Origin of the sequence: Absicoccus sp. (assembly GCF_034090965.1) — a bacterium.
GTDB lineage: Bacteria > Bacillota_I > Bacilli_A > Erysipelotrichales > Erysipelotrichaceae > Absicoccus > Absicoccus intestinalis.
Window position 1 is genome coordinate 1 of record NZ_JAXDRQ010000034.1, and the last position, 12,250, is coordinate 12,250.

Here is a 12,250-nt window from a genome sequence, read left to right on the forward strand (position 1 = left end):
GTAGCGATAGCGGAGTGGATACACCTGTTGACATCCCGAACACAGAAGTTAAGCACTCCCGCGGCGAAGATAGTTGGGCCTGCCCCTGCGAACCTAGCACGCTGCCGGGTCTTTTTTTTGGATTTTTTGAAAAGATTAAGCCCTTTCATTATTTCAAAAAACTATCATTTATAATATAATAAATTTGTTTAAGGAGGACTTCTTATGGATCAAAAGAAAGTTCAGGCTTTTTTCGAGGGAAACGAAATCAAAGCATACCATATATTTGGTGCACATATAACGGATTCCGGCGTTCATTTTGCGGTATATGCACCAAATGCGAAGTCGATTTCAGTCATCGGTACCTTTAATAATTGGGATGACGAAAGCGATATCATGACTAAAGACCAACAAGGCATTTGGGAAGTGGATGTAGCCAATGCCAAACCTGGTCATTCTTATAAATACCGCATTACCCAAGCTACGGGCACCATTGTCGATAAGATGGATCCCTACGCTTTTTATAGCGAATTAAGACCCAATACGGCTAGTATCATTTCGGATCTATCCTATGATGAATGGAGCGATCAAAAATGGTTAAAACAAAGAAATAAAGGATTTGATTCACCGGTCAATATTTATGAGATCCATGTGGGCTCATGGAAAAAACCCGACGAAGATCCCGAAACGTTTGTTCATTATCATGAAATTGAACAAGATTTGATCGAGCATTGTAAAAAACATCATTTTACCCATGTCGAAATGATGCCATTGTGTGAATATCCATTTGATGGTTCATGGGGCTATCAATGTACTGGGTATTTTTCGAGCACGTCTCGTTATGGAACCAACCATGAACTCATGCATTTTGTGAATGCTTTACACAATGCCGGAATTGGCGTGATCATGGATTTTGTACCGGTTCATTTTGTGAAGGATAATTATGCTTTGGCCATGTATGATGGTACGCCACTATATGAATATGCCAAACCTGCTGATGCCTATTCGCAATGGGATACCTATAATTTTGATCTATGGAAAGAAGAAGTACGTAGTTTCTTGATGAGCGCTGCCAATTTCTGGATCGATGTCTATCATTTTGATGGTTTGCGTATGGATGCCATCTCCAATGCGATCTTCTGGCAAGGCGATAAGCGCAATGGTGTCAATGAAGGGGCTTGCAACTTCATGAAACGTATGAATTTCAATCTGCATAAAGAACATAATGGTAAGATCATGTTGATTGCCGAGGATTCTACTGATTTTCCAAATGTCACTCGATCTACTTTAGATGGTGGTTTAGGATTTGATTATAAATGGGATCTTGGATGGATGAACGATACTTTAAATTATTGTAAGAAGGATCCAATTTATCGTCAGTGGCATCAAAATTCCATTACTTTCTCTATGGCCTATTTCTATTCGGAACGATTTATGAATGTCTTCTCGCATGATGAAGTTGTCCATGGAAAAGCGACCATCGTGGATAAGATGTGGGGTAGTTATGAAGATAAATTTGCTCAAGCACGTGCCGTTTATACTTACATGTTTACGCATCCGGGCAAAAAATTAAATTTCATGGGAAATGAAATTGGTCAATTGCGTGAATGGGATGAAACAAAGAGTTGTGATTGGTTCTTATTGAAATATCCAATGCACGATGCCTTCAATCATTTATTCCAAGACTTGGCAAAGTTATATGTTGAAAATGATGCATTCTGGAAAAATGATTATTCCCCAGAATCGTTTGAATGGATCGATGCGGATAATGCCACCCATAATATGTTCTCTTATTTGCGTAAAGGTACGGATAAGGATTATGTCATCATTTTAAATTTCTCGACAAATCCATATGATCATCAACAATTTGGTGTGCCTTGTATGGGTGAATATCATGAAATTGTGAATACAGAATGGCCAAAATACAATGGCAACTACAAGGATGATACACCACAAAAATGTCATGCGGTTCGTTTATCGCGCAATGGCAAGCCATTCATGATCGAGTGTAATGTACCTAGTTTGGGTGCCACCATTTTTGAAGTGAAGAAAAAATAATGAGTAAGACCGAGAAATCGGTCTTTTTTAGTTACGTTTAGAAGATTGTTTATAGTATTTTCTTGGAAATATGTTATTTTTTGATTGGGATATGACTTTTGTGATGTGTTTGTAACAAATGTTTTATTCGTTTATAATGTACATATGGTACAGTATTTTGAAAATGATACATCGCAAAAAGATCAACCAAGCACATTCTCTTTTACGATACAAGATCATTCTTTTACACTGGAAACAAATAGTGGTGTATTTTCAAAAGAACGATTGGATACGGGCACACGTATTTTATTAGAGACCATTCTTGCGAATGAAGTTGTTTGTGAGCATGTATTGGATCTTGGTTGTGGAATTGGTCCAGTCAGTGTCGTATTAGGGACTTTCTGGCATTGTGATCTGACATGTGTCGATGTGAATGAAAAAGCTGTACAACTAACGCGTAGAAATCTTGAAAAGAATGGTTTATCGGGTCATGTATGTTGCGAAGATGGCGTACGATCGGGTTTATACGATTGTATTGTTTTAAATCCACCGATTCGTGCGGGAAAACAGACGATTTATCGATTGTTTGATGAAGCCATGGCGCATTGCACCAACCATCTATGGATCGTTATGCGAAAACAACATGGAGCAGAAAGTGCACAGAATTATTTGGCAAAGAAATATTCGGTCTCACGCATAAAACGTGAAAAAGGATATTGGGTGTTAAGGGTAAGTAGTGATGATGTAGTATGACAAAGAAACAAGTCCACTTCTTTCGTTTCAGTGCATGGATCTTGTGCGTACTGGAAATTTGGAAACAAATCTATTTGACATATGTGGTTGGTCATTATTTATGGTGGCATTTTCCTTTTCAAATTTGTAGTATACCGATGTATTTGTGCTTTGCGATTGGGTATGGTAAAACGAAATATCAAAATCGGATGTTGTGCTATTTGATGACCTATTCTACGGTCGGTGCATGGGCCGGATTATTGGGATGTCCTTTTTTAGTTTGGCCTCGGATCATTTTTAATATCCATTCGTATTTTTGGCATATTTATATTATTTTTGTTGGTTGGGTAGCCGGTCATATTTGGATGCAAACCCAAAAAGATTGGAATGATTTTAAACAATCTACGTATTTATATTTTGCGTTTTGTTTGATTGCTTACTTTATTAATCGAATTGTTTATCCTTTTGCCGGCATCAATTTATTTTATTTAAATCCCAAAGTGGAATTTAATTTACCTTTTTATCGAGCTTTGATTCCTTATATTGGGTATTCTTGGACCATTTTTGTGTATTTGACATCGGTTGTTTGTTTTTCGTTGATGACATTGAATATATGGTTTAATGCCAGTACTTGGTATAAACAAAAACACAAAGATCAGGAATCGAAAAATATGAAAACAGTGCATGAATCGGAATGATCATGCATTTTTTATATTTGTTGTAAAAACAACATACTTTCTATTCTTCCTTGTGTAAGATAAGTGTGAAAAACAGGGAGGAAATTCTAATGAATGAAATGTTTTGTTTTCAATGCGAACAAACTGCCGGATGTACAGGGTGTGTGGGTAGAGCCGGAGTTTGTGGAAAATCAGCCAAAGTAGCACGTTTACAAGATCAATTAACTGGTGCATTGATTGGTCTATCCAGTACGATCAAGGATCAAGAAAATGTTTCAGAAACGGTATGGAATACAGTGATCGATGGTTTATTTATGACCATCACCAATGTAAACTTTGATGCCGCATCGATTCAGGAACAAATTGAAAAAACCAATGCGCCATACATCTTTGATCTCAATCAAGTATGGAACGGAAATGAAGATATTCGCTCATTGAAATCTTTGATTTTATTTGGACTTCGTGGTATGGCAGCCTATGCTCATCATGCCGCCATGTTAGGATATCATGATGACGATGTAAATCACTTCTTTGCCGAAGGTCTTGCTGCAATTGGATCAGATCTAGGTGGAGATGAATTATTACCATTGGTATTAAAAACAGGAGAAATCAACTTAAAATGTATGGCTTTATTGGATCAAGCCAATACAGAAAGTTATGGAAATCCTGTACCTACGACGGTTCCATTGACCATTGAAAAAGGACCATTTATCGTTGTTACCGGTCATGATCTAAAAGATTTGAAATTATTATTGGAACAAACAAAAGATAAAGGAATTAATATTTATACACATGGAGAAATGTTGCCAGCTCATGCGTATCCAGAATTGAAAAAATATTCTCATTTAAAAGGAAATTTTGGTACGGCATGGCAGAATCAACAAAAAGAATTTGATCAAATTCCAGCTCCGATCCTATTTACAACCAACTGTTTGATGCCACCTCGACCATCTTACAAAGATCGTGTCTTTACAACCGATGTGGTATCATTCCCAGACTTGACTCATATCGATGAAAAGAAAGATTTCACGCCATTGATTGAAAAAGCCTTAGAATTGGGTGGTTATGAAGAAGACCATGAAATGACAGGTATCAATGGTGGTCATGAAGTAACAACTGGATTTGGCCATAATTTCGTATTGGATCATGCCGGTGAAATCGTTGAAGCCGTGAAAGCAGGAAAAATTAGTCATTTCTTCCTTGTAGGTGGATGTGATGGTGCGAAAGCCGGAAGAAACTATTACACGGAATTAGTAAAACAAACACCAAAAGATTCTATTGTCTTGACTTTGGCTTGTGGAAAATATCGTTTCAATGATTTAGATTTAGGAACAGTTGCTGGATTCCCACGCATCATGGATGTTGGTCAATGTAATGATGCATACAGTGCTATTCAAATTGCTGTTGCCTTAGCCAATGCCTTTGATTGTGATGTCAATGAGTTGCCACTTTCCTTCATCCTTTCTTGGTATGAACAAAAAGCTGTTTGTGTATTATTGACTTTACTTCATTTGGGCATCAAAAATATCTTGCTTGGACCAACTCTTCCAGCCTTTGTTTCTCCAAATGTATTACAGGTTTTAGTGGATCAATACCAAATTGGCCCAATCAGTACACCAGAAGAAGATTTGAAAAAACTTCTATCCAAATAGATAGATAATATGACAGGAGCAAATGCTCCTGTTTTTTTAAAAAAAGAACCGGAAATTCCGGTTCATTGTTTTCTTTGACCATAAGGAATGGTGGCAATGGCTTGATCTAAGGTCTCCATCACGTTTTGTGATATCTCTAAATAGCTTTCCATTTTTGTTACATTGTTTGTTTCTAACATCTCTTTGAAATCTAAGAATTCATGGGCCATCCAATTGGATTGGGTATTTAAATAGACATCTTGTATTTCTTGATTTCGAATGCATAAATGATAGCCTTGTATCAAATTGGCGCCGCCATCTAGATTGATTGTTCCATGATCGCCTTGTATGATCGCATAGGCTGGACTTTCAGCATCTTTTGCGCCGGTACAGACGGCATAAAAATCAGGATATGTAAGTAGGACGGTACCCGATGTATCGACCCCATTGAATCCTATATTCGCATGATAAGAAACGGTATCTGGTTTCCCAAATAAGGATACCACAAAGTTGAGATTGTAGACGTTGATGTCATACAAAGCGCCACCATAGAATTTTGGATCCAATGCCGGTAATACGTCTTGTTTTTTATATCTATCATAACGGGAAGAATACTGTGAGTAGTTACACTGGATACATTTGATTTGACCAATCTTATGAATATCTTCTCGAAGTTGTTGATAATTTGGGGTATGAAGAGGTCGTACGGCTTCAAACACAAAGACATGTTTTTGTTTTGCTAAAGTAATGATTTCCTTGGATTGTTTGGCATTGATACAAAATGGTTTTTCAATGATCACATGTTTATCAGCAAGCAAGGCTTTTTTGGCATAAGAATAATGAGCGGTATTGACTAAACCAATATAGATCACATCACAATCGGTTTCTTGTAGCAGTTGATCATAGTCGGAATAGACATGGGGAATTTGATATTGAGCTTGTAGTTGTTTGGCTGCTTGCAGATTATGTTTGGCATAAATAGCACCTACATCTATGGGTAAATCGTTGATACATTTCAGGGCTTCATGGACAATAAATCCCGTACCAATCATCGCAACCTTCATTTTCTGTCCTCCTTTTGTGTTACACTTATTATACAAGGAAGTTGGAAGTATGAATAATGAAAATAAACAAACACCGATATTGATCAATCAACAGGACAGTATTGATGAATTTTTACGTTTTGCGCATGAAAACTTGGATCCCGTCCAAGATTTTTTAACGAATTATGAATGCGCCATCATGGAAATTGAAACAAAATTCAATGTATTGAATGCCCGCTTTTCCATAAAATACGATGGCAATCCCATTGAATCGATCCATACTCGATTAAAATCTTGGGATAGTATCATTGGCAAATTAAATCGCAAACATTTACCCTTTTCACTGGAAAGCATTTCAAAGAATATTTTTGATGTAGCTGGCGTTCGTGTGGTTTGTTCCTTTGTGGATGATATCTATACGTTAGCGGATTGTCTTTTAAGTCAGGATGATATTCATTTGATCGAAAAGAAAGATTATATCAAACATCCCAAAGAAAATGGCTATCGTAGTTTGCATTTAATTGTTGAAGTACCTATTTTTACCGAAAACGGGCCAAAGAAGATGCCCGTTGAAATTCAATTGCGTACGATCGCAATGGATTTTTGGGCGAGCTTAGAACATAAATTACGCTACAAAAAGAATTTAAACGATGAGCAATTGAAGCGATTATCGAATGAAATGATGTATTGTGCGGATCGCAGTGCAGAATTGGATGATCGTATGAATCGTGTCCATGATGAATTAAAGAAGGAAAATTAGGAGGGGGCGCATACTGTGTTATTGGGAATCGCCAATGCGGATAAAAAAAGATTGGGTGTTTTTATTCGCTTTCAATTAAAGAATCGAATGCGACAGGATCCTGATTATACAGTGGATGAATTTGTGAGTGGCATTTGTTCCAAAACAAAATTCAAATTGTTGGTGCAAAATAAGGAATTGTTTGATAGTGACATCTATGAATTCTTTTTGCGCAAGTTGGGCTATGAATTCAATTATGATGATCGAATCCTGTCTCGTTGCTTAGCGGATAAACGGGATATCTTGCGACTGTTAGAAAGACAAAATATGCCTGCTTTTTATCAGGGAGTGCAAAAATATCTAAAAGACATGGAAGATGTGAAAGAATATGCATTGGAATCCATTGAATATGACTGTTTGAATTGGATATTGGATGTTGAACTGAATGCCGAAACGTTTGCCGCTTTGATTGTTCGTTTTCCCATGTTGGACAGTTATACACAAGAAATTTGTGGCTATTTCCTATTAAAATATATTCATGATCATATAGCCGATCGAATCGATGAAAAATGGTTGGAACGATATGGATTAAGGAACTTAAAAGCGCTACAAAATCAATTTTGGATCTTAAAATTATTGATTCAATGGGAAGACTATTATGATGCATCGGTGTATTGTCAAAGTGTGTTGGAGCAAGCCTATAAAAGAAAAAATGATCGCCTGCTTTTTCATACGCAGATCACGCGTTTGTTCATTGTGATGAAGATCCAACCATCGGCTTTTGAGAGGTATGCCAATCAAGTCTTAGAAAATCCCATCATTCAGGAAGATCACGAAGATGAATATGTGTATGAATTTTATCATGTGGTTGGTTTACATTATTTCATCCAAAAGAATTATGAACAGGCATGGCATTATTTTCGACGAGCTATGAATGATGATCTGTATTATTTCCCAGAAATCATCTTTTTAAATCATATGGCAACGATCACGCCGATGAAATTGCCGGCGGAATTAAAGGAACAAATTCAAGTGCCACAAGATCAAAAAATTTATCAACCTATTTATCGTTATTTTTGTTTAAAGAATAAAAAAGAATCTTATGATACGCTCGCAACCTATTTATGGGATCATTGTTGCAAAGGATTGGATCGTTTTTATCCATCATGGGTCATGAAAGATATCATCCAAACCGAATTTGAGTGGATTGCCAGCCAGACTGGTGATAAGAAATATTTAAATCGATTCTTAGAGGAAACCAAATGAAACGTGTACTAACCATTCAAGATATTTCATGTATTGGCAAATGCTCCATCACGATTGCGTTGCCGGTTTTATCGACCATGGGGGTGGAATGTGCCATCTTGCCGACAACTTTATTGTCGTGTCATACGGCTTTTCCAACGTTTAAAAGTTATGATCTGACCGATCATATGATGGCTATTGTCGATACGTGGAAGCAACAAGATATTCATTTTGATGCGATCTACACCGGGTATTTGGGTTCTTTTAAAGAAATTGAATTGGTCAAACAAATCATTCATTCATTTGAAGACGATGATCCATTGATCTTTATTGATCCGGTCATGGGTGATCATGGCAAATTATATGCTGGATTTGATGAGGCATATGTGCAAGAAAATACGACATTGTGTTCTTTAGCCGATATCATTGTGCCCAATGTAACGGAAGCGGCTTATATGACGCATATGCCCTATCAATCCAAATATGATGTTGGTTATATTCGATCGATGTTGGATCGATTGATTGAAATGGGAGCAAAACATGCAGTCATTACCGGGGTTTCGCTATCGCCAGGAAAAACAGGTGTCTATGGATTTGATGGTCATTCGTATTTTTCTTATCAAAACAAACACTACGATGCCATTTTTTATGGTACGGGCGATTTATTTGCGAGCACAACGGTGGGTGCTTTGGTACAAGGCTATGCCATGGAAGATGCGTTTCAATTGGCATCGGACCATACGGCGCATACGATCGATGTGACCATGCAAGATCCAGATCGAGTGTGGTATGGGGTTGATTTTGAATCGACACTATGTGATTTAGGCAACATAAAAAAAGGATGCAATCGAATATAATAAAGAAAAAAGAAAGAGGGAACAATGTTTAAAGAAGAATATGAAACAGTCGCAAACATTGCAGCGAACAAGATCCAGTTCTTGAAAAAGAATCCGATTGGCATGTTTGTGATGTCCATGATGGCTGGTGCTTTTATTGGCTTTGGGATTTTATTGAGTTTTACAGTTGGCGGTGCTTTGAACGGCTTACCAACACGATCATTGGTGATGGGTGCTTGTTTTGGATCGGCACTCAGTTTGGTCGTGATTGCGGGGGCTGAACTCTTTACCGGAAATAATTTGGTGCTGAGCGCCGGATTGCTCAAAAGAAAAGTATCTTTTCGAGATGTTGTGCGATTTTGGATCCTATGTTGGTTTGGCAACTTAGCGGGCGGCATGGTACTTGGTATCTTATTTCATCTGGCAGGCTTAAATACAGGTGCCACGGCACAAGCCTTTCAGGCAGCAGCCAGTCTTAAGACCCAAGCTCCTTGGCTTTCGTTATTTATGAAGGGCATATTGTGTAATACTTTAGTTTGTATTGCGACATGGTGTGGCATAAAATGCAAATCGGAATCGGGCAAGCTCATCATGATATTCTGGTGCTTGTTGATCTTCTTCACTTGTGGATTTGAACACAGTATCGCCAATATGACCGTCTTTATGGTTGCCTTATGCAGTAAGGGTGTTTTGTTGAGTGGCTGTATCTATAATCTATGTGTTGTGACTTTGGGCAACATGGTTGGTGGCATACTATTTGTGGCCATTCCTTATTATTTAGCTTCGAAAGAACGATAAACGTCAATCTTGTTGATATTGACGTTTTTTTATATGAAACCATCAACAAATATGATATAGTAGGATAAGAAAGAGCTTACAAATATGAAGGAACGTCAAGCAGGTATATTATGTCCACTATTTAGTGCCCCTGGCAATCAGGGAATTGGTGATCTTGGTGCCAAAACCAAGATGTTCATTGATGTCATTGCGGATGCCGGTTATACAGTTTGGCAAATCTTGCCCATTCAATATACCGGAAGATCGCATTCACCGTATCAATCGTATTCTAGTTTTGCGGGGGATCCTATCTATATCAATATTGATCGATTGTGTGAAGTTGGTTTATTGACACAAAGTTCCATCGTGAACTGCAACAAATTTAAAAATCGGGTGGAGTATGATAAAGTACGCGAATTTAAAGAAGTCTATTTTCGTCGTGCGTTTCGTGCGTTTAAAAAACATTTTGATGCATTCCGACAGGACTATGAACAATTTGAGAAAGAAGCTTTTTGGCTCAATGATTGGGCGCATTTCTATTTGTTTGCGACGATCCATCATACAACGCATTGGCAGGATTGGCCGGTAGCCTATCGGGATTGGTTTCAAGGTGAACATAGCATCGATTTGAGTGACTATGCGGATGAATTGGCATATATCAAATTTCTGCAATTTATGTTTTATCGCCAACTGAACGAATTATGTGTCTATGCACATCAAAAAGGGGTTTCCATCATGGGGGATGTTCCTTTCTATGTCGATTTGGATAGTGCCGATGTATGGAGCAATCGTGCTGATTTCATGTTGGATGAAAAAGGCAATCCTCAATTTGTAGCAGGATGTCCACCGGATTATTTTAGTGAAGATGGGCAACGATGGGGCATGCCTACGTATAATTTTGAACATATGAGCAAGAATGACTATGCATTCTGGGTCAAACGAATGTCGTGGATGCATCGTTGTTTTGATATCATTCGTATTGATCATTTTCGTGCTTTTGCGAATTATTGGCGGATCCCAGCGGATAGTGATACCGCCCGCATTGGCACTTGGATCGATGCACCGGGTGAAGACATATTAAAACGGATACGAACGGCTTGTCCCAATATACAATTGGTTGCGGAAGATCTAGGTGGCGACATTGTTTCCCGAGTTTATGATCTGGAAAAAGAATTTGATATTCCGGGCATGGAAGTCATAGTTTTCCAACTGGAAACAAAATTATTGCGTAAACCGATTCGTGAAAATGTCGTGTTATATTCGGGTACTCATGATAATGCCACGATCAATGAATCCTATGCGCATTTTTCCAACAATCATCGGATCAGTTTACGACGCTTCTTTAAAAAACGTGGATATACACATCGTAAATTTAACGATATGGTTTGTCACTTCCTATTGGATAGTGAAGCTGATCTGGTAATCTTGCCTATTTGGGATATTTGCGGATATAAAGAAGAAGCACGCATCAATGTACCGAGTACATTGAGCGATCAAAATTGGATCTGGAAATTAAAAGATTTTAAGACCTTTCCCGATGAGATCAAAAAGACAAAGGAATGGATCAAAAAGGCGAATCGATAAAAAAGTTGGAATTTCTTCCAACTTTTTATAATGTTTTGCCAGTTAATAAATGATAGGCTTCTTTGTATTTATCAATGGTCTTATCAATGACATCTTGTGGTAAATGATAATCACTATTTGGATTGGCTTTTAACCAATCGCGTACAAATTGCTTATCAAAAGAGGGTTGACTTTGTCCTGGTTGATAGCCTTCGACAGGCCAGAAACGAGAACTATCTGGTGTCAACATTTCATCTCCTAAAACAATGGTTCCTTTTTCATCCAATCCGAATTCAAACTTTGTATCCGCAATGATAATGCCTTTCGATAGGGCATAGTCGGCACAAGCTGTATACAATTTTAACGTATACTCCTTGATCTTTTTGGCATATTCCTGTCCATGTCCTGGAAAGGCTTTTTCTAATACATCGATACTTTGTTCGTAACTGATGTTTTCATCGTGATCGCCAAGATCCGCTTTCGTACTTGGGGTATAAATCGGTTCTGGCAGTTTATCGCATTCTTTTAATCCGGCTGGTAACTGGATCCCACATACGGTGCCATTCTTTTGATAGCTTGCCCAACCACTACCGGTAATATAACCACGAACGATGCATTCGATCGGAATCATTTTTAGTTTCTTGACTAACATGGAATTGCCATTGAATGCAGGTTGGGAGAAATAAGCTGGCATATCTTTTGGATCCACGGAGATCATATGATTGGGAACGATATCTTTTGTGTAGTCAAACCAAAATTTGGACATTTGTGTCAAAACGGTTCCTTTTTTGGTGATCTTATTCTTTAAAATAACGTCAAAGGCGGAAATTCGATCGGTCGCAACCATGATCAAGGAGTCGCCATTGTCGTAAATTTCACGTACTTTTCCTGCTTTTATAGGTTTGAATTCTTTCATGATGTTTATATCCTCCTGTCGTCTTTTATGATAGCGAAATGCATGAAAAACTTCAATGAGAGATTCTTCTCGTAA

The 12,250-nt window shown here is 37.9% G+C and carries 11 protein-coding genes and 1 rRNA gene; 10 read left to right on the plus strand and 2 right to left on the minus strand.

Annotated elements, in window-relative coordinates:
- The 5 genes from rrf to hcp all read left to right on the plus strand — a co-directional run.
- A 5S ribosomal RNA gene (gene rrf / locus SOS22_RS04730) occupies positions 1-110 on the plus strand; the annotation flags it as partial.
- A 94-nt stretch (positions 111-204) separates the two neighbouring features.
- Entirely contained in the window at positions 205-2,037 is a 1,833-nt protein-coding gene (glgB, locus tag SOS22_RS04735; RefSeq protein WP_320596491.1) for a 1,4-alpha-glucan branching protein GlgB, read from the plus strand.
- A gap of 144 nt (positions 2,038-2,181) precedes the next feature.
- Positions 2,182-2,769 carry a class I SAM-dependent methyltransferase gene (locus SOS22_RS04740; protein WP_320326352.1) on the plus strand — a complete coding sequence of 196 codons (588 nt, stop codon included), beginning with the start codon at positions 2,182-2,184 and terminating at the stop codon, positions 2,767-2,769.
- Positions 2,766-3,446, plus strand: coding sequence for a YwaF family protein (locus tag SOS22_RS04745; RefSeq protein WP_320326353.1), 681 nt, complete (start codon positions 2,766-2,768; stop codon positions 3,444-3,446). Before SOS22_RS04740 ends, SOS22_RS04745 begins: the two co-directional genes overlap by 4 nt.
- Positions 3,447-3,535: 89 nt before the next feature.
- Positions 3,536-5,077, plus strand: a complete 1,542-nt coding sequence (gene hcp / locus SOS22_RS04750) for a hydroxylamine reductase (RefSeq protein WP_320596492.1) — start codon at positions 3,536-3,538, stop codon at positions 5,075-5,077.
- Positions 5,078-5,139: 62 nt separating this feature from the next.
- Here hcp and SOS22_RS04755 read toward each other — a convergent pair whose 3' ends face one another.
- On the minus strand, positions 5,140-6,120 hold the full coding sequence (locus SOS22_RS04755; RefSeq protein WP_320326355.1) for a Gfo/Idh/MocA family protein: 981 nt from the start codon (positions 6,118-6,120) through the stop codon (positions 5,140-5,142).
- A gap of 49 nt (positions 6,121-6,169) precedes the next feature.
- Here SOS22_RS04755 and SOS22_RS04760 point away from each other — a divergent pair, with 49 nt between their 5' ends.
- From SOS22_RS04760 to malQ, 5 genes are all read left to right on the plus strand, one after another.
- A complete protein-coding gene (locus SOS22_RS04760) occupies positions 6,170-6,859 on the plus strand; it encodes a GTP pyrophosphokinase family protein (protein ID WP_320326356.1) in 690 nt (229 codons plus the stop codon).
- Between the two features lie 15 nt (positions 6,860-6,874).
- The gene (locus SOS22_RS04765) at positions 6,875-8,104 is read left to right on the plus strand and encodes a hypothetical protein (RefSeq protein ID WP_320596493.1); all 1,230 of its coding nucleotides are present in this window, start codon (positions 6,875-6,877) and stop codon (positions 8,102-8,104) included.
- Positions 8,101-8,940: a pyridoxamine kinase gene (locus SOS22_RS04770; protein ID WP_320326358.1), complete on the plus strand. Its 840-nt coding sequence runs from the start codon at positions 8,101-8,103 to the stop codon at positions 8,938-8,940. Before SOS22_RS04765 ends, SOS22_RS04770 begins: the two co-directional genes overlap by 4 nt.
- Positions 8,941-8,964: 24 nt before the next feature.
- Complete coding sequence (locus SOS22_RS04775; protein WP_320596494.1) at positions 8,965-9,717, plus strand: formate/nitrite transporter family protein; 753 nt, start codon at positions 8,965-8,967, stop codon at positions 9,715-9,717.
- Between the two features lie 84 nt (positions 9,718-9,801).
- Positions 9,802-11,280, plus strand: a complete 1,479-nt coding sequence (gene malQ / locus SOS22_RS04780) for a 4-alpha-glucanotransferase (protein WP_320326360.1) — start codon at positions 9,802-9,804, stop codon at positions 11,278-11,280.
- A gap of 25 nt (positions 11,281-11,305) precedes the next feature.
- Here the strand turns inward: malQ and SOS22_RS04785 are convergent, their stop codons facing one another.
- The gene (locus tag SOS22_RS04785; protein ID WP_320326361.1) at positions 11,306-12,175 is read right to left on the minus strand and encodes a phosphoribosylaminoimidazolesuccinocarboxamide synthase; all 870 of its coding nucleotides are present in this window, start codon (positions 12,173-12,175) and stop codon (positions 11,306-11,308) included.
- Positions 12,176-12,250 lie beyond the last annotated feature (75 nt).

What these genes read in the sequence shown, in the direction of transcription:
- SOS22_RS04775 (WP_320596494.1), top strand. Translation starts at nt 8,965, where the DNA reads ATGTTTAAAGAAGAATATGAAACAGTCGCAAACATTGCAGCGAACAAG.
- SOS22_RS04785 (WP_320326361.1), bottom strand. Translation starts at nt 12,175, where the DNA reads ATGAAAGAATTCAAACCTATAAAAGCAGGAAAAGTACGTGAAATTTAC.
- hcp (WP_320596492.1), top strand. Translation starts at nt 3,536, where the DNA reads ATGAATGAAATGTTTTGTTTTCAATGCGAACAAACTGCCGGATGTACA.
- SOS22_RS04760 (WP_320326356.1), top strand. Translation starts at nt 6,170, where the DNA reads ATGAATAATGAAAATAAACAAACACCGATATTGATCAATCAACAGGAC.
- SOS22_RS04745 (WP_320326353.1), top strand. Translation starts at nt 2,766, where the DNA reads ATGACAAAGAAACAAGTCCACTTCTTTCGTTTCAGTGCATGGATCTTG.
- glgB (WP_320596491.1), top strand. Translation starts at nt 205, where the DNA reads ATGGATCAAAAGAAAGTTCAGGCTTTTTTCGAGGGAAACGAAATCAAA.
- SOS22_RS04770 (WP_320326358.1), top strand. Translation starts at nt 8,101, where the DNA reads ATGAAACGTGTACTAACCATTCAAGATATTTCATGTATTGGCAAATGC.
- malQ (WP_320326360.1), top strand. Translation starts at nt 9,802, where the DNA reads ATGAAGGAACGTCAAGCAGGTATATTATGTCCACTATTTAGTGCCCCT.
- SOS22_RS04755 (WP_320326355.1), bottom strand. Translation starts at nt 6,120, where the DNA reads ATGAAGGTTGCGATGATTGGTACGGGATTTATTGTCCATGAAGCCCTG.
- SOS22_RS04740 (WP_320326352.1), top strand. Translation starts at nt 2,182, where the DNA reads ATGGTACAGTATTTTGAAAATGATACATCGCAAAAAGATCAACCAAGC.